General features: G+C 67.0%; 20 protein-coding genes. All 20 read right to left on the bottom strand.

Annotated elements, in window-relative coordinates; genetic code table 11:
* Window positions 1-7 precede the first annotated feature (7 nt).
* The gene (locus tag ABNQ40_RS28435; RefSeq protein ID WP_247879619.1) at window positions 8-1,600 is read right to left on the bottom strand and encodes a phage portal protein; all 1,593 of its coding nucleotides are present in this window, start codon (window positions 1,598-1,600) and stop codon (window positions 8-10) included.
* Window positions 1,600-1,833: a phage head-tail joining protein gene (locus tag ABNQ40_RS28440; RefSeq protein ID WP_109048430.1), complete on the bottom strand. Its 234-nt coding sequence runs from the start codon at window positions 1,831-1,833 to the stop codon at window positions 1,600-1,602. The genes ABNQ40_RS28435 and ABNQ40_RS28440 overlap by 1 nt, the downstream gene beginning before the upstream one ends.
* Window positions 1,830-3,923: a terminase gpA endonuclease subunit gene (locus ABNQ40_RS28445; RefSeq protein ID WP_109048431.1), complete on the bottom strand. Its 2,094-nt coding sequence runs from the start codon at window positions 3,921-3,923 to the stop codon at window positions 1,830-1,832. The genes ABNQ40_RS28440 and ABNQ40_RS28445 overlap by 4 nt, the downstream gene beginning before the upstream one ends.
* Window positions 3,907-4,449, bottom strand: coding sequence for a terminase small subunit (locus tag ABNQ40_RS28450; RefSeq protein ID WP_109048432.1), 543 nt, complete (start codon window positions 4,447-4,449; stop codon window positions 3,907-3,909). Before ABNQ40_RS28450 ends, ABNQ40_RS28445 begins: the two co-directional genes overlap by 17 nt.
* A 121-nt stretch (window positions 4,450-4,570) precedes the next feature.
* Entirely contained in the window at window positions 4,571-5,317 is a 747-nt protein-coding gene (locus ABNQ40_RS28455) for a hypothetical protein (protein ID WP_109048433.1), read from the bottom strand.
* A 367-nt stretch (window positions 5,318-5,684) separates the two neighbouring features.
* Complete coding sequence (locus ABNQ40_RS28460; protein WP_109048434.1) at window positions 5,685-5,942, bottom strand: hypothetical protein; 258 nt, start codon at window positions 5,940-5,942, stop codon at window positions 5,685-5,687.
* On the bottom strand, window positions 5,939-6,730 hold the full coding sequence (locus tag ABNQ40_RS28465) for a DNA methyltransferase (protein ID WP_109048435.1): 792 nt from the start codon (window positions 6,728-6,730) through the stop codon (window positions 5,939-5,941). The genes ABNQ40_RS28460 and ABNQ40_RS28465 overlap by 4 nt, the downstream gene beginning before the upstream one ends.
* A gap of 434 nt (window positions 6,731-7,164) precedes the next feature.
* A complete protein-coding gene (locus ABNQ40_RS28470; protein WP_109048436.1) occupies window positions 7,165-7,671 on the bottom strand; it encodes a host-nuclease inhibitor Gam family protein in 507 nt (168 codons plus the stop codon).
* A 1-nt stretch (window position 7,672) separates the two neighbouring features.
* Complete coding sequence (locus ABNQ40_RS28475; protein WP_109048437.1) at window positions 7,673-8,680, bottom strand: tyrosine-type recombinase/integrase; 1,008 nt, start codon at window positions 8,678-8,680, stop codon at window positions 7,673-7,675.
* A complete protein-coding gene (locus ABNQ40_RS28480) occupies window positions 8,677-8,859 on the bottom strand; it encodes a hypothetical protein (protein ID WP_109048438.1) in 183 nt (60 codons plus the stop codon). Before ABNQ40_RS28480 ends, ABNQ40_RS28475 begins: the two co-directional genes overlap by 4 nt.
* 12 nt (window positions 8,860-8,871) lie before the next feature.
* Window positions 8,872-9,126, bottom strand: coding sequence for a hypothetical protein (locus ABNQ40_RS28485; protein WP_109490768.1), 255 nt, complete (start codon window positions 9,124-9,126; stop codon window positions 8,872-8,874).
* Window positions 9,127-9,229: 103 nt separating this feature from the next.
* Window positions 9,230-9,997, bottom strand: coding sequence for a hypothetical protein (locus ABNQ40_RS28490; RefSeq protein WP_109048439.1), 768 nt, complete (start codon window positions 9,995-9,997; stop codon window positions 9,230-9,232).
* A 10-nt stretch (window positions 9,998-10,007) separates the two neighbouring features.
* Window positions 10,008-10,283 (bottom strand): hypothetical protein, encoded by a 276-nt coding sequence (locus ABNQ40_RS28495; RefSeq protein WP_109048440.1) that lies wholly within the window; start codon window positions 10,281-10,283, stop codon window positions 10,008-10,010.
* A gap of 157 nt (window positions 10,284-10,440) precedes the next feature.
* A complete protein-coding gene (locus ABNQ40_RS28500) occupies window positions 10,441-11,235 on the bottom strand; it encodes an endonuclease (protein ID WP_109048441.1) in 795 nt (264 codons plus the stop codon).
* Window positions 11,228-12,559, bottom strand: coding sequence for a DNA cytosine methyltransferase (locus ABNQ40_RS28505; RefSeq protein ID WP_109048442.1), 1,332 nt, complete (start codon window positions 12,557-12,559; stop codon window positions 11,228-11,230). The genes ABNQ40_RS28500 and ABNQ40_RS28505 overlap by 8 nt, the downstream gene beginning before the upstream one ends.
* 37 nt (window positions 12,560-12,596) lie before the next feature.
* Window positions 12,597-13,040, bottom strand: a complete 444-nt coding sequence (locus ABNQ40_RS28510) for a very short patch repair endonuclease (protein WP_109490769.1) — start codon at window positions 13,038-13,040, stop codon at window positions 12,597-12,599.
* Between the two features lie 548 nt (window positions 13,041-13,588).
* On the bottom strand, window positions 13,589-14,395 hold the full coding sequence (locus ABNQ40_RS28515) for a hypothetical protein (protein WP_109048443.1): 807 nt from the start codon (window positions 14,393-14,395) through the stop codon (window positions 13,589-13,591).
* 380 nt (window positions 14,396-14,775) lie between these two features.
* The gene (locus ABNQ40_RS28520; protein ID WP_109048444.1) at window positions 14,776-15,486 is read right to left on the bottom strand and encodes a DUF3102 domain-containing protein; all 711 of its coding nucleotides are present in this window, start codon (window positions 15,484-15,486) and stop codon (window positions 14,776-14,778) included.
* Window positions 15,487-15,490: 4 nt separating this feature from the next.
* A complete protein-coding gene (locus ABNQ40_RS28525) occupies window positions 15,491-16,111 on the bottom strand; it encodes an AAA family ATPase (RefSeq protein WP_109048445.1) in 621 nt (206 codons plus the stop codon).
* A complete protein-coding gene (locus tag ABNQ40_RS28530; protein ID WP_109048446.1) occupies window positions 16,108-16,929 on the bottom strand; it encodes a hypothetical protein in 822 nt (273 codons plus the stop codon). Before ABNQ40_RS28530 ends, ABNQ40_RS28525 begins: the two co-directional genes overlap by 4 nt.
* Window positions 16,930-17,209: the final 280 nt, after the last annotated feature.

Consider the following 17,209-nt stretch of genomic DNA (forward strand, 5'->3'; position numbering starts at 1 on the left):
AACTCCGTCAGGTGCCGGCCGGCGGCTCGGGCTGGTCAGGGGTGGGCATGAAGTTGACCTCGGGCAGGGTCAGCCCGCGCGCCTTCAGCGCCTCCTGCTCCAGCGCGATCTGGTCCAGCAGGTCGTCGAGGTCGCGGCCCTGGTCGAGGGCCTCGTCGCGCAGGGTGGAGATGCCCAGCCGCACCCGCATCGCCGCAGCGGTGATTTCCTTCACCGGGTCAACCCAGCCACGGGCCGGACCGCGCCACACCCCGCGCAGCCACGCCTGCCGCCGCGCCCGGCTCTCCGAGAAACCCGGCAGGTCGAGGTAGCCGCGCCACACCGCTTCCTCGAGCACCAGGTCGAGCGTCGGCCGGCACCAGGTCAGGGTCTTATGCATGCGCAGGAACAGCACGAAGCGCCAGCCCTCCAGCAGCGACGCGCGGGCGCTGGAGTAGTTGGTCTTGCTGAAGTCGCGCATGAACGTCTCGTAGGTCATGCCGATGCCGGTGGCGATCAGCCGGCTGACCGTGGTGACGAACCCGTCCATGCCGGCACTCGGGCGGTTGCTCGAGTAGCCCTTCAGCGTCTCGCCCGGCAGCAGGCGCGGGATGGCGCCGCCCGGGCCGATGCCGAGCTGGACCGACGGCTGGGCGTTGCGCATGTCCATGTAGCTGTTGGCGTCGCCGAACAGGTCCAGCAGCGTCTGCCCGTCTGCCGGGCTTTCCAGAACCGCGGCGATCACCGCGTTGACCACCGCCGCCTGCAGCTCGGCCCGCTGGAACCGGGCGCGCTGCTTCAACTCGGTCATCACCGGGGCGAACACGGAGACGCCGCGGTGCTGGCCCGGCCGCTTCTGGTCGAAGGAGTGGATCACCACCCGCCGGCCGCCCGGTCCGCGCAAGGGCACCCGCTGCCACTCCGCCGCGGCCATCGCCCACGGCATGAAGAGGTCGCCCGGATGGTTGGAGCGGATATGGTAGGCGACGGGCGCCCCATACCCGTCGATTTCGACACCGTCGCGCAGGCGCGGATCGCCGATGCGGTCCTGCGGGTTGGACAGGCGATCCGCCTCCACCGTCTGCATCACCGTGGCGAAGCGGCTGCCCAGCCGGCGCTGCCGCTCCGGCAGCCACAGCGCCAGTTGCAGGCTTTCGCCGGCGACGAGATCCGACTGCACCGACTGGCGCAGCATCGAGCCGAAGGGCAGCTGGCCGGTGACGTCGCAGGCGTCGCGGTCCTCGCTCCACTCGTGCCAGATGGATTCGATGCGCCGGGCGGCGTCCTGCGCCTGGTCGCGGCCGATGCCCAGCGCGCGATAATCCGGCATCGACTGGAAATCCAGGCCGAAGCCGATGGCGCTGTCCTTCAGCGACTGGACCGCACCGGAAACCAGGGCGTCGTTGCGTTCCAGGTCGCGGGCACGGGCGACGATGGTCTGGCGGTCGCCGTCCAGGTCGGCATCGGGGGAGCCTGCCGCCGGCGTCCAGTCGCGCAGTTCGGGCGCGTTGCCCGATCCGGCGAGAAAGGCGCCCATGGCCGCCTGCGCCCGGGCCCGGCGGATCTCGCCCTGGGCGATCGGCCGGCCGTGCCGGTCGAGGATGACGGGGGCGGTGGCCATCAGCCGATCATCCGGACATAAGGCGACACCGCCGGACCGCGCCGGCCCCTGGCCGCGGCGATCTGGCGTTCCAGCGAGGCGATGTAGCTGGCGAGCTGGGTGGCGTTGGCCGGGGCGTATTCGACCACGCGGTCGCCAAAGCGAACGCTGACCTTCTGCTGGCCAAGCCGCAGGGCATGGTGCGCGGCCCGCGCTTCAGCGAGCCACGTCTCCAGGGTGGTGACGTCGGTCATAGGTACAGCTCCCCTTTGTCGGTCGAGGCCGGTGGTGCCGGCGCCACCGGTTGGACGGCAGCAGCCGGCCGGCTCAGCCGGCGTGCCCGCTCCACCGCCGCGGCGATCGCGTCGGCTGGAGTCGACTCCCCGCTGGTGTCGCTGGTGTCGCCAGCGGCCTCGGCCTCACCCGCAGGTGCCGCCTCGATGTCGGCCTCGCCCAGTTTCACGTATTTGCCGGACAGCGCCTGCAGGCCGCACACCGCGGCGTAGGCGTAGACGAAGCACACCCCGGCCTCGTGGGCCTCTGCCGGCTTCACCCACACCGTGTATTGCTGACCGCGCGGAACGATCAGCGTCTCCCGGGTCAGCTGGGCGAAGAACTCGTCGTCCAGCTCGCGGGCGCCGTCGATCGGCGCCTGCGGGAAATGCACATGGCGCGGCCCGGGCTTGTCCACCGCCAGGCTGCCATAGGCCCAGTCACGCGCGGCGTTGCCGCCGATCATGTACCAGACATGGCCCAGCTTGCTGGACGGCTTGCGCGGCCACACCTTGCCCCGCTGGCCCCGGCTTTCCGAGCGGCCCTTGATCGCCCACACCCGCCGGGAGCGGCGCTTATTGGCGAAGGCATAGACCTCCTGCGTGTGGTGGCCGCCTGAATCGATGCAGGTGGCCCGCACGTCCAGCGTGGTGCCGTCCGGCTTGCGGTACCGGCGCAGCAGCACCTGCTCGTCCAGCGCCGCCCACACCTCGCCCTTGGCCGGATCGCCGACCAGGACGAAATGGCCGATCAGCCAGACCTCCAGCCCACGGCCCCAACCGTAGACGGAGGCCTCCAGGCGCGGGTTGACCTTGCCGGACTGGACGTCCACCCCGACGGTGATGAACTCGACACCTGCCGGCACCTCGGCCGGGTACAGCTCCATGCGGTCGATGAAGCTGCTGCTCTTGACCTCCTGCCCGTAGGTCGCCCGGTAGGGGCGGCCCAGCCGCAGGTTCATGAAGGGCTGCACCAGGCTGGCCGGATCGGCCTGCGCCTCCAACCATTCCTGGACGATCACCGGCCAGGCGGCGTTGGGATTGAGCGACATGCCGGTCCACAGATGCATGCCGACATGGCCCGGCACCTTCGCCTTGGCGGTCGGGCGCCACTCGCCGTTGGCGTCCATCCACGCCTTGTGCCGCTCTTCGATGATGCAGCCGCAGGTGCCGACGTACCACACCTTGTCCAGGGTGCCCTCGGCGTCCAGGCTCCATTTCAGCCCGTGCGGCACGTCCGGCCCGCCCCAGTCCAGATACTGCCAGCCGTCGAGCTGGCCGGCAGCATCGGAGCATTGTGGGCACGGCACGAAGTAGCGCCGCTGATCCGATGCCAGCCATAGCTTCCACACCCGGCTGGTCTCGTACAGCAGCGGGGTCGAGCCGCGCACCATCGAGCGGTTCCAGAAGGTCTCGCCGCGTGTCCAGAACAGCTTCAGCTTGTCGCCCTGGGTTTTCGCCCCGGGCGTCCAGCCGTCGCCGTCGATTTCGTCGGCGAACAGGAAGCGGGCCGAGTAGCGGCGGAAGGCATCGTCCGACGCGGCCCCCACCACGCGCACGCTGGCGCCGTTGCTCAGCTGGTAGAAGGTGGCATTGTCCTGCTTCTCTCCCTTGCGGGTCGGCCGCATCAGCGGCTTCAGCACCGGGGTGTCGCGCAGCATCGGCGCGATTTCACCGCTGCCGAAGTCTTCCGCATCCGGGATCGTCGGCTGGGCGATGGCGCACAGCGTCGGGTCCTGGTGGAGGTGGTAGCCCACCGCCAGCGTGGCGCAGCGCGTGTAGCCGACGCGCGCCGCCTTCAGCACCGTCAGCAGCGGCACGGTCGGATCGCACATCAGGTCCACCAGCCCGCGCTGGTAACCGTAGAGCGTCACCTTGCCGTGCTCGGCCCCGGTGCCCTTCGGGATCCAGCCGAAGCGTTCGGCCCACACGGAGCCGCTCATGCGCTCCTGGAACTTCAGGCTGCCGTCGAACAGGGCCAGCAGCGCCCGGCGCAGCTCGCCCCGTCCGGTCCGGTAGTCGCCATGACGATGCGCGCTGACCCGCGCTGCCGCCTCAAGCCCGCGGTTCATCGTCCTGCCCGATGGCCAACCCGGCGCCCCAGCCCTTGACCAGCTCGTCGCGGGCAGCGTCGAAGGCCCGATTGATTTCCGTCTCGGCCAGGGCCTGGATTTCCGGCGCTCCGGTCATCGCCGCGGCGCGGCCGGCGATCTTGGCCACCGCGTTGGACAGGCCGGTGCGCAAGGATATGCAGAAGCCGGCGACATCGGCCGCAGCCTCATGGCGGTTCACCACCTCGTTCAGGGCCTCGTCGGCCTTGATCTCGGCCACCACTGCATCGGCCACCGCCTTGCGGCGCTTGGCCTCGTCGGCGGTAATGACGCCGATCTCGCCTTCGTAGCCGGCGGCGACGTCGGCCACGGCACGGTCCACCAGCCAGCGGTGAACGTCGGCTGTCTCAAAGGCCCATTCCCGGCCCTTGGCCCCCTTCTCCGCGAAGGGGCAGCCGTCGCGCACCCACGCGTCGACGGTAGGCAGGCTGACGCCGAACACGTCGGCCAGCTCCGCCCGATTCACCCGTTGGCCCGGTTTGGACATAAACAAAAACCTCGATCCGAAAATTTCTCAGAGGGTGGACCGGTGCGGCCCGAATTACCCTCGCCGGGGGGTGCCCCCGGAAGGACCCGCAACCGCCGGCTGACCCCTCACCGTCCGTCGGTCACCGCCGGGCGGCGAAGCGGGCGTTGACCGTCCGCACCGCCTCCTCCAGCCGCCGGCCGATGGTGGCCCGCACCGCCCGTTCCACGATGTCGTGGAAGCGGAAGCGCGGGCGGTAGCTCGGTGCCCGGACGAAGATCACCACCGGTCGGGCGTCGGCGCCGTCGCGCTGGTAGATGCCCGGCGGCAGCCCGCCGGCATTACCAGGCAAGGCGGCGAAGTAACCGTTGCGCCGCCGCTTCTTCCGGCTGCGGGCGCTGTCCGTGCGGTTGGCGCTGTATCCCTGCTCCCCAAAGGCCCGGGTCTGCGACAGGATGCGCACCACCTCCGACCGCCGCATGTTGCCGTAGGCGTCCAGCCTGGCTTCCTCGCCCGGGACCGCGAACATGCCGGCCGGCAGCAGGCCGGCAGCGCGCAGCTGGCGCTCCATCCGCTTGTCCCGGCGCGGTCCGCCCTCGACGTTCGGCAGTAGGTAGCGCGCCGCCGGCGTGCCCTTGCCCCAGTCGTCCTTGAAGCCCACCCACGCCACCGGGTCCGCCTTGGTGGCGGGCCGGACGAAGGTGGCGTTGACGGTGTAGGGCGTCGGCCGATCGAAGGTTTCCGGCAGCACCCGCTGAACCGCCAGCTTGGCGTCCTGCGCCGTCCTGGTCAGCGCCATCGGCAGGGCGTAGCGGGTGAGTTGATCGCCATACCGGCGAATGGCCGCCTTCACTTGGTCGGCAGAAGCCCGGATCCGTGCATTGGCCATTTTGTTCGTACTCGAAGTGTGACGTTCATCACTGCCGGACACCCCTCGAAGGATGACACTGGCACCTCGAATTCACACTGACTTGCCAGCCGTTCGAAACGTCTGGAGCTGGAAGGACCACTATGCCTCAGAAGCTCCAGCCCTTGGCGATCTGCCTGGAATGCGGAACGCCCTACCTCGCGTTGGAGGCGATCACGCACGGGTGCACAACGCAGACGCCAGCCGGCCGGTGTGGTGGCGAGGTCGCTGCCAAGTGGCGCGACGAAGACTGGATAGTCTGCCCCTCCTGTGATGGGGGCAGTTGTCCGAAATGCTGTGAGTTGGGTTGGCTACCCGTGCCACGCCGAAAGCCAGCGCGCTCCTACGGTTATGGGTCAGAACCTCGATCAAAGTGTTCACGCGTGAACACTTTGGATGGCCGGCGGAGGCGGTCCCGGACGTCGAGCGCCAGCAGCACCAGGCGCCCGATGACCAGCGCCACCGTGCCCCAGAAGGCCAGCTCCTGCGCCGGCCCGTGCAGAGCATCGAGCCACCAGCCCATGGTGCCGCCGATCGTGACGATGACGCCGTCGGTGGCGGTTCGGGTGGTAAGGCCGTGCATCACGTCCTCCAGGTGCATGGTCATGCCACCAGCTCCTCGGCCAAGTTGGCCAACCGCTGCCAACCGGCTTCGAAATAGCGCCGGTCGCGCTCGATGCCGATGAAGCGGCGGCCCGTGGTCAGGGCGGCGTGGCCGGCCGACGCGCTCCCGAAGAACGGGTCGAGCACCGTCTCGCCCGGTGGGCAGACGGTGCCGATTAACTCGGCCAGCAGCCCCACCGGCTTCTCCGTCGGGTGGGCGCCGAACCGCACCGGCGCATGGCGCAGCACGTTGGCCACGTTGCGGCGCAGCGGCTCGGAGCCCTTGCCCTTGGTGAAGTGGTGGATCAGCTCGTGCTGATGGCGGAAGTGCGTCCCCATGCCGAAATAGGTCTTGTCCCACACCAGCAGCCCGACCCGCTTCAGGTCAGCGCTTTCCATGGCGTCGGCCGCATGACCAGACAGGAACAGCGCCGCCTCGCCCCCGTCGATGGCATCGGCCAGATGATCGCCCATGCGCCAGTCGATGAAGGCCAGCACATGGCCGCCCGGCTTCAGCACCCGCTGCCACTCCATGGCGCAGCTGCGCAGCAGGTGGAGGAATCCGCGCGTGCTCAGGCTGTCGGAGCCGAACCACCGGTCACCGGCGCCCTTGGTCGACCGCGTCATGGTCTTCCCATAGGCGGTACGGCCGGCCTCGCGGGTGGCGCCGCTGGAATAGGGAACGTCGGTCAGCACCAGGCTGACCGAGCTGTCGGGAAGCTCCTGCATCCGCTCGATGCAGTCGCCCAGCATCAGCGTCGCGGCGCCGATCGTCACGGAATGGGAGGTCATTGCTATTCCCTGGCAACGAAGGCCACACCGTGTGTGGTAGGCCTTGAAGGAAACGGAATGTTCAAGGCGACTTTCGCCTTTAGGTGATAGGCTTTCGGTAAGGAGCGCGAAGATAGAAGGCGACCGCGAAGATGGAAGACGACTTAAAATCCTTGCTGAGTCGGTCAAAGGCTTTGCGTCAGCAAGCATCTGAGGCTGTCGAAGCCGCGCAACTCATTTCCAGGTGCGGCGCTACACGCTTGGATGACCTGAAACGCGAAGGGGCCAATCTCCGGCGACGGGCAAAAGCCGCCAGGGCCCGAGCCGCTGAGCTTTGCCTTGAAGCACGAGAACTCCTAGCTGCACCCTCAATAGGAGATAAGCTGCCAGCCCATTGGAATCCTGATAACTTTCCGATTTAGCTTGCGATAATGCCGATTTTCGCAAGCTCGGTTTCAGGCGGTCGCCACCATCAGCGGCTTGACGAAGAAGGCGTCCTCGCCTCCCTCGATGGACACGCCGTCGATGCCCGCGGCCACCTTCGGCTCCGCCAGCAGCGCGGCCCGGTCGACCTCGCTCTTGGTGCGGATGAAGCGCCGCAGCTTGCGGTCCTCCTCCAGCCGCTTCAGCAGCGCGTCGACATCCGCCACCACCAGCTTGGCCGTCGTCTTCTTCACGCCCATGGTGCCGGTGGACAGCGCCACCGACTTCTTGCCGCCGGTCAGCAGGCTGGAGCGGTTGGCGTCGAAGTAGCCGCGCAGCAGCTCGGTGTCGGCGGAGATGGCCGTGCGCAGCGGCGCCGCGGCAGTCTCATAGGCGAGGTTCGCCTGGGCGACAGCCACGTCCAGCGAGGCCTTTAACCGGCCCAGTTGCGCCTGCGCAGCGCCGATCCGGCCGACCACGGCCGCGGCCTGGTCCTGGGTGCGCACCCTGCGCACCGGAGCGGTGACGGTGTCGGTCATGTCAATCCTCCGCGATGAGCGCCGCCATCTGGCCAGCCAGATCGGCGCGGTTGTCGTCGTAGATCTGCAGGGTCTGGACGTTGCGGTGCCGGCTGAAGCGCTGCACCGCCCGGATGTTGCCGTTGCTGGCGTCCAGCGCCGCGGTGATGGCCGAGTGCCGCAGCCCATGCGGCCGGGTGGCGATTCCCACCCCGGCACCCAGTTCGCGGACGATCTGATACACGGCGGCGCCGGTCAGCCGCCCCTCGCCCCGGCCGGCGGCATCGAGGCGGTGGAACAGCGGTCCGGGGGCCTTCCCCCGCACCGCGATCCACGCCTCGAGCGCCGTCCTGGTGGCGGCGGGCAGGGTGACCCGCTCGCGCTGGGTCCGCCCCTTGCCCAGCACCGCGATGGCTCCGCGCCGGCTCTCGTAATGCTCCAGGTCCAGCGACACCACCTCGCCGCGGCGCAGGGCAACGTCGTGCAGCAGCCGGACGATGGCGGTATCGCGCAGGCCCTTGGCGTCGGTGCGCTCCTTGGCCTGCGCCACCATCGCCCGCACGCCGTCCCGCCCCGGCCCCCGCGTGTCGCGGTAGGGGGCGGAGTCGACGTTCTCCGCGTCCAGCGTCCAGCTGACCAGGCCCAGCGTGTTACCCAGCTTGACCACCGACCGCAGCGCCGCCAGCCGGCGGTTGACGGTGGCGGGCTGAAGCTGCCGCCGCACCATGTCGGTGCGGTAGCCCAGCGCCAGAGCGTTGGCCTGCCCATGCTCCACCGCCAGCAGCATCCGCACCGCCTGTTCGGCGGTGGCGGCGAAGGCGGCGAGCCCATCCTGCCGGGCCACGAAGGTCCGGAAGTCCTCATGATCCCGCCGGTAGGCCCGCACCGTGTTGGCCGAGCGCCCGGCATAGAAGGCGTCCAGCAGGTGCTCCTGGATGCGGTCCAGCCGCAGCGCCGGGGCGTGGCGGGCGTGGCGGGCGTCGCTGACGTCCTGTCCGGCCGGATCGCCCGGAAGGACGGGAAGGCTCATCCGTCGATGGCGTCGCGCAGCTCGGCCACGGTCATGTCCTCCGGCAGCTCGCGCAGCATCGCCGCGACCTGCTGGCCGAAGAACTCGACCGCACCGTCCGACGGGCACACCGCCACCGGGTCGCTGTAACGGGTGAGGCCGGCGCCGGCGGCGACCGCCTCGCGGATCAGCTCGTCCATCCTGCTGTCCTGTCAGGAAAGCCGCGCGACCGCCCGCGCATCGGCCACCCGGCCGGCGGCATGATCGCGCAGCATGTCGAAGAGAGGCGCGCAGTCCTCCACCAGATCGATCAGCCAGGGCGCCCGGATCCAGCCCTGCCGGGTCCGGATCTCGATAACCTCGATGTCGGCGCGGAAGGGTCCGCCCTGGTAGATGATGCGCACGGCGAAGTGACGATCCACTGGGCCGAGCTGAAGGCACAGCACGCCGTCCCATTCGGTCCGCATGGCCAGCCCCCGGACAGCGGAAGGCCCGCCGCGGCATCTGCCGGGCGGGCCTTCCTTCACACGCAATTCGTCCCGCTCACCCTGTCAAGGAATTGACCTTTCGTCAAGGACTATATTCCCATGGCGTGGCCGGGGCGGTGAAACCGGTGAGCACATGATCGCGCAAACCCCAACCGCCGATCCGCTCCAGCAGCGCCGTCATGCCGGCGTGCCAGCCGGCAAAGTCGGTGTTGGCCTCGACGATCTCGGCATCACTATGGGCCGGCTCCAGCGGACACCACTTCACCTGCACCTGCCGGCGCCCATCGCCGAAGGTGCGGAAGTGGAAGCCGCGCTCTTCCTCGACGATCCGGCGCTGCCCGCGGGCGTCGAAGAGCGACTGGCCGCACAGCACATAGCGCTTGGCCAGTTCCGAGCGGGTCGGCACGAACTCCCACCGCTCGGCCGTGACATGCCGGTACCGGCCGCGCGCCTCGCTCGGCCGCTTCACCGCGACCATGGGTGGCACCAGCGGCAACCAGTCCGGCCGGGTGCCGGAGCGCCCATGGAAGCGGACGAGACGCCGCTGCCACGGCTCCAGCCACCCCACCGCGTTGGCGACCGCCTCGGCATCGGGATGAACCGTCACGGCGATGCCGCGGACCGGCCCGCCACCGTCCACCCGGTCACCAGTCTCGTGACGGCGCAGCAGCTCGGCCACGCCGTCGCCGCTCACGCCTTCCGGCTCCCATCTATGATCGTTCGCCGCGGCCTCGATGTCGAACAGGCCGGACTGGACGCGGTCGGCCTGCTGGTCGCGCAGAGCCCAGGTCACCAGGGTTTCTAGGTCAAGGCGCCGGCGGGTGTCGCAGCGGGCGAAGGCGATGGCCATGTCGCTGTCCTCACGCTGCCGCCTGGGACAGCCCCGGCCCCAGCAGCCGGGCCACCCCGGCCACCAGCGTGTCCAGAGCCTCCATCGGAATCAGGCCGGGGTCGATCCGCCCGCAATCCTGCAGATAGCGCGCCTTGGCGAACAGGTCGTCGGCCGACACCACCTCACCGGCCGACAGCAGCTGTTCAAGGTTGCCCCGCAGCCGGTCGGCTGTCTCGCACTCCGCGCAGCCAGCCAATTGTTGATAGGCGAGAAACACCGGCATCAGCGACGCGGGCTTGGGCATGGGAAACCTCCGGGCAAGCCCCCGGCGTGACGGCACTACGCCAGGGATTTAGGATTGTTTGCCCAAAAGGATTACCAATTCCTTGCCGATTGTTGCTTTACTCGAATTTTGCCGCTCAGTTTCACTATACCGTGCTCACAACGCAGAAATACGAGCCTCAGCCGCGATAATCTCGTATAGCAAAGTTATCCAGCTCAGTCGCCGGAACCAATTTATAATGCCGTTCCTCAACCACTTTCACTTCGTCGCCTTGAAGAGTCAACTCGAACAAAGCAACGACACCGCCTTCCATGAACTGCGCAGATATAGCTCTGCACCGCATTCCAGGAAATTTCTGCTCTACAAAGCGAACGTCTTGCGTTGTTTGTACAACACCGATTTGGTCGTTTCCGCCCTTCGCCTGCACCGGAATGATGTAGTGGCAGCCATGCTTATCGAGTCCGACATACAGTTCGTCGATCTCGATCTGCCCTATTCCTTTAACCGTTGTCCGCAGATGGTTCTGCAGACTGTACGTCGTGAGGCCCAGGAAGGTATCGATCAGCCGATTGTAGCGGACGATCGCAAGCAGGGCCTGTTCGTCGTCGAGCGCATAGGCCCGGATCAGTTCCGGCGTGGCATCGGGAATGGAAATCCGAGCCAGATCCTGACGCGGCAAGATGCGCGTCTTCTTCACCAGCTTGAAGCGATAGCGCGCACGCCCGGCCCCCTCGATAATCCACTCCAGGCCTTCCGACTGGGTGGCGAGGATACGATCCGGAAAACCGATCCTGTAGCGGAGCGCATAGGTAACATCGCCCTGATTTTTCGGCAGCTTTACACCAAGCTCTTGCGCAACTGTCTCGATTTCGGTCCGCTCGAACTCGAACTGCGCCTCCCCCTCCTTCCAATGTTTGAAGAAAATCGACTCTATAATTAATTGATATGTATTAGGACGCTCAATTTTAGCCATTTACGATTTTTACCCTTTTATGTTCCGCTTCAATTTCTTCTTGCTTTCGCTTTTTAGCTCCGCTCTTCCGATCCCGTTTGCTGCTCGGTCGCGCAACGGAGAAATGTTCGGAAGCCTCCGACAGGTCCATATAGAGAAGGCCGACATCCCCCAACCGGATCGTCTTCTCCGGCCGCACCGGCTCGATCCCCAAAGCCTTGATCGCGCATTCCCCGATCGCCCGCGCCAACTGCGCCGGAACCGCATTTCCAACCTGTCGGGCGCCATGCCATTTCGTGGCGTGAAGCCTGAACCAGTCAGGGAAGCCGTGCAGACGCGCCATCTCGCGAACCGTGATGCAGCGATCCAGCTTGTAATGGATGGGTCGTGGACTGGTGAACGCCCCGCGCGCTCCGTCGGTGCCGGCGCGCAGGGTGTTGCAAAGCCCTTGCGGCGCCAGCTTGAAGAAGCGGCTGATCGGCTCGACGGAGCCGGGTTCGGTCGCTCCGAACCGGCGGCGCGAAATGGCCGTATGGTCGGTCCGGGCGCTCGACGTCAAAAGGCCCGGCTCCCACTCCCTGGTGTAACCGTAATGCCAAGCCCCGTTGCTCAGGCACCGCAGTTCGGAGGCATAGGCCGACGGTTTCCCGAAGCCGGTCGTGCGTACGCTGTCGCTATCGACCAAGCCGAAGAACCCGTCCGCATCGGGAAGATCGCCGATCGCATCCGCGCAGGTCGGGCCCGTCGGCAAGCCCTTCTCCGGCTTGCGGGCATCGGCGGCGTTTACGGTCGGCATTGGATAGTCCGGGAGCGCCAACCCCTTCTTCGCCCCCAGAAGAATCAGACGTTGCCGATGCTGCGGCGTTCCGTAATCGGCCGCGTCGAGCACCTTCCAGGGAAGCCGGACTGCATACCCCGCAGCGTCGAACGCCTCGACCAGCTCCTGAAGAAAGGCCTTGTGCTTGCCGACCGTCAGACCCTTGACGTTCTCGAACACGAACGTCTTGGCATCCAATTCGGCGACGATCCGCACGAACTCCAGCACCAGGCCGTTTCGCGGATCCTCCAACGCCCGTTGTCCGATCAGTGAAAAACCCTGACAGGGCGGACCGCCGAACACACAATCGACCGGCCGATTGCCGATGCCCGCGGCGACCCGGATTTCAGCAGCCGTCAGACCGACGACGGACCGCGGAATGACCGCAGTCTCGGGGAAATTGAACTTATGGACGGCGCAGTGGATCGGATCGATCTCGACCGCTGCCACGACATCGAAACCTGCCTGCTCGAACCCGAGCGACAATCCGCCGGCCCCTGCGAACAAGTCGATAGCGATGGGTCTCACGCGTGAAGCTCTCTGAACCGGTTAATCGTCCAGCACGTTAGCCGGTTTCGGGGGCGCTGTCGATCGAGATTTTGCCACTCTCCAGAACGGGTAGCAGGACTTCCGACAGCGTCGCCTCATCCGAGATTTCGCACTGCCATATCGTCAGAACCCGCCAGCCCTGCGCCTCCAGTTCGGCCGCCTTCGAGGCGTCCCGCCGGCGATTGGCTTCGAGCTTCGGCCCCCAATACTCCAGCCGAGACTTCGGCGCGCGTCCCTTCTCGCAACCGTGATTGTGCCAGAAACACCCGTGAACGAAGATGGCAAGGCGGCGCCCCGGAAGCACGATGTCCGGCCGCCCCGGCAAATCCTTGCGATGCAGGCGGTACCGGTATCCACGCGCGTGCAACCACCGCCGAACCGCCCATTCGGGTCCGGTGTCCTTGGTCTTCACCGCCTGCATGATGCGTCGGCGCTGTTCGGGCGTGCGGGTGTCCGTCATCCGCAACGATATAGGGTCGACGAACCCGCAAAGCATGGGCGCACTTTGCCATCGAATTGAAGCGTATCCGTCATGGCGAAGCGTGGTTACTGGACTGCCTCCACCGCCTCTCCATTTGGGTCAATGCCGCATGGATCGTGCCGGCGGCAAATGCCCGCTTAAGGCGATTTTATATCGAACGCCACACCCATAGGGTTAAATCGCTCTACCGCTATATTCATCAGGCAGTTACGTGAGCGGTTATGAGGCTTCCTCCGGCAGGTCGCGCTAGGGCGCCCCGGTGCGGGCCAGCCAAATGGCATGGCGCTCAACAAATTGGCAATGCAGCGTCACCTCCCCTTACGCGAGCTATAGTAGGTGAGATTATTAAAGCGCTGGAAGTTGATCCAGCGCGCCCTGTAACGGCGTTGAAGCTCGGCGATCCCGCGCTGCTCCGCATGGATAGCAGGAAGCGGCAGCCTATTGGGGCGCGCCGGATCCCATTGGGCGCCGCGATAAGAAATACGGAGCCAAGACACGGAAGCAGCACAAGATCGAAGCCGAGCGACTTACCGGAACCTGAACCGCCTGACTCTGGCGATTTCGATCTCGTCGATATCGCTGTGAGGCGTGAATTCAACGATCCACACCGTATTCAGGTGATCGCGCCACAGTCCGAGGCTTCTCACCGCCAGCCCGGGCATCGGGGCCTTCTCCACACCGTAGGTGTTCAGATTGAGGGCCTGCGACCAAGAAAGCTTATCCTGTCCACCCTTGCCAGAAATCGGCACGAGGGTGCCTTGTTCACCGTCCAGCCCAGCCTGCACCTCGTCGATTTCGATTTGCCCATAGCTCACCGTCGTGCGGTGATGTCCCTGAATCGGCCATGCCTGGAAGCCAAGGTATCCTGAAATCAGGCCTGCGTTCCGGACGCGCGTAAACACAGCCTGCTCATCCTTCCCCAGCAGCGCCGAAATGAACGGCGGCGTCTGGTCGATTATCGTCTCCAGCTTCGGTTCGACATCCAGACACTCAGGCAAAGAGATGATGTTCGGACGCCGCGTCCGCCGAAGCTTGTAGTTCCCCTTGCGGGTTTGCAGCCACGTCATGGGCCCCGCCTGCTCAACCTCGGGCGGAAGTTCTCGGCGAGCATCATAGGTGTACTTGATGTCCGGAACGTTAGCGACCTCCTTGTCGATGAGGCCATCTGCTACCGCCTGCTTCATGGCAGCACGTACGTCGCTCTGATCAAAACACAACTCTTTCGGGAGCGAAGCCACGGTGAATCCGCGGGTGAGGTACCGGAAGAGATAGATCATGATCCGATCGTACTTGGAGAGGTCAGAAAGTTTCGTCTGATCGGTGTAAGCAAGCATAGCGTCTCCTTTCTGCTTGAAAGGAGTATTTCACGATCCAACTCACGAGTCAACACACGATCAGAACCACGACACGAATAGAGATGCCGCGGAAGGCTCGGGCCATTTCTCGTGCTGCTGCCCAAGGCTGGATGGAAACGACCATCGAGCTCGCCCTATGGACAAAGCGTTTCCACATGCCAAAACGTAACTAGAAAGCGCACTTGCGCATCCGCAGCGCCTCGCAATGCGTTGACGCACGCGTGCAGCTCCATTGCTCAGGAGGTCGGTCTCGGCGTTGCCTATGCTGCGCCGCTGCCAGCGTTAAGTCATAGAGCAGGGTGTGAGCGGGCCGCCAGGATACCAGGGGTACAGCCATGCCCCTCCTGGCACCCCGAGCCCTATTTTGTCAGGCGTTCCAATTCCGCGTTATGCAACTCCACCACATGCCGCACCACGTCCGCCGCCGCCGGATCGGGCGCCACCATCACCAGCAGGTAGCGGCGCACGCCGTCCAGCTCGACGGTGATGGCGCCAGGGTCGGCCGGGTCCGTGCTCCACGGCAGAGACAGCGCCGCCGCGAAGCGTGACTCGCGTGGCGGCGCCGGGGGCGGAGCTGCCCCCTTCTCCACCGGCCGCGCCGGCGCCGGCGTCACCGCCGGCACCTTCAGCGCCTCCACCTCTCCCCGTGTCACCGCCGGGTGGATCGTGCCGGCGTCCAGGGCCTGCTGGCGGGTGTCGTCCGGCAGGGTGGCGATGGCGTAGAGCGTGCTCATCGCTTCCGGCAGACGGTCCAGCGGCACCTGCCCCTCGTCGACGAAGGCGGCGATCTCGCGCAGCTTGCGGGCGGTGGAGGTGCTGAACGGAAGGTCGGTCGCCACCATCGCCTCGTACTCGCCATGGGGCAGAGCCGCCTTGGCCTCGTTCAGGCGGCGGCCGACGGCGATGGTCGCCTCCAGAGCGTTCGACCATTCGCGGCGGATGTCGGCGGCGAACTCGGCCCGCGTGGTCAGCGGGCGCGGGGTGGCCAGCATCGACAGGCGGGCGTCGCCCAGGCTGCGGCGGGCGGGCGGGCTGGGATTGTGCTTCGGCCCGGAACCGGATCGGGACATGGGGTCAGCCCTCCATCGCGGCGGACAGGTGGAGCCAGAGGTCGCGGAACAGCGGGCCGGTGCGGGTGCCGGGGATCTCCGCCGTGCCCAGCCCGGCGATGAAGCTGCGCGGCACCTCCTGAAGCTGCGGGATCTCCACCGGCGCCACCGCCCCCATGGCGGAGACGATGGCGCGGGCGTCGGCGGTCTCGCGCAGGCGCGGCACGACCTGGCTCAGCAGCAGACGCAGCGGCCGGCGCCGGGCGCGCAGGTAGGGCAGCATGGCCTGCATGCTGACCAGATCCTCCGGGCCGGGGCGGACGGGCACCAGCACCAGATCGGCGCAGTCGAACAGCAGGGCGGTCGCCTGGGGGAAGTTCTCCACCGCGGTCGGGGTGTCGATCACCAGCAGGTCGAGGCCGGGCGGAGTCGGCCGCTCCGTCACCGCGCCCAGCGGGCGCTGTTCGTGGAGGATCGGAGCGGCGTCGGCCGGGCGCAGGCCGTGCCAGTGGGTCAGCGAGCCTTGCGGGTCGGTGTCGAGCGTGCCCACCCGCCGGCCGGCGACGGCGGCCGCGACGGCCAGATTGCGGACGGTGGCGGTCTTCGGACCGCCGCCCTTCCCCTGGACCACCAGGATCGTCCTCATGCCCGGTCCCCCTGCCCGGCCCGGCCCGCCTGGGCGGCGATGGTCTGGCGGATGAGGGTCGCCTCGCGTTCCAGGATTTCGGCGATGGTGTCGAGCGGGGAGTTGATCGCCTCGGTCGCGGCCTTCAGCGCCTTCAGGGCGTCGCTGTGGGCCTTGATGGCGTGCATCAGGCGGAAGCCCTCCTGCCGCAGCTCGGGCGGCAGGGCGCGCAGATGGGCAAGCGCGAGGTCCATGCTCTCCTCGCGCGTCCGGGCGGGCGGCGGGGGCAGAGCGGCGGGCTCCTCCGGCCGGGCGGCGGACAGCGAGGCGATGTCGATCCGCTCGCCCCGGCGCAGACGGTCGAGCGCCCGGTCGGTCAGGGCGGAGCGCGCCCGTTGCTCCTCCTCCTGCCCGATCCGGCGGGCGCGGCGGTCGATGGCGTCGAGGTCGGCGCGGGTGAGGACCGGTGCCAGGGCGGGATGCGCGGCCCCGCCGGTCACGGCCTCGAACAGCTCGACGATCTGGATGGTGACGGTGATGGCGCGTTCGGTCTCGGCCTTGGTGCAGAGATAGACGGCCTGCTTCTTCGTCAGCCAGAACTCGGTAGCGGGGCGTCCGCCCTTGGGCGAAGTTTTCCGCACGGTACGGAAAACCTCCCCAAGCCGTTCCAGCGCTTCACGGTGCCGCTCAATCAGAGGGCGGATATCGGCGGGGCGTTTGAAGCCCAGGGCGTCAGCCAAGCGTAGGTCGAGGATGCGCGGCTCGCCACTGATGGCGATGTCGATGTCAGACAAAGATAACGCGGGCATGACTTGCCCGTTGTCGCCCATGGTGTCCATGGCGATGCCCTCCTATGCGGCGTTGCCGGCAACAGGAAGGCTTCTGAGGACCACCCTGGCGCCGGGGGTTCAGAACCTGCATAGGTCAGGCCGGACTATTCCCCTTGCGGGTGTTGTATTATCCGACCCCCGGCAAAGGGGCATGCTACGGACAGAGTCCGGGCATGAAAAGAGCCACTTCGCGAAAACGCGCGGGTGGCTTGCCGCCTATGGGGAGGTTCTGAGGCTCCGGGGGGAAGGGTCGCTCCGTTGGGGCGAGGTGTCAAGACGTCATGGGGGA

This window comes from Azospirillum sp. A23, assembly GCF_042938965.1.
Classification (GTDB): domain Bacteria; phylum Pseudomonadota; class Alphaproteobacteria; order Azospirillales; family Azospirillaceae; genus Azospirillum; species Azospirillum melinis.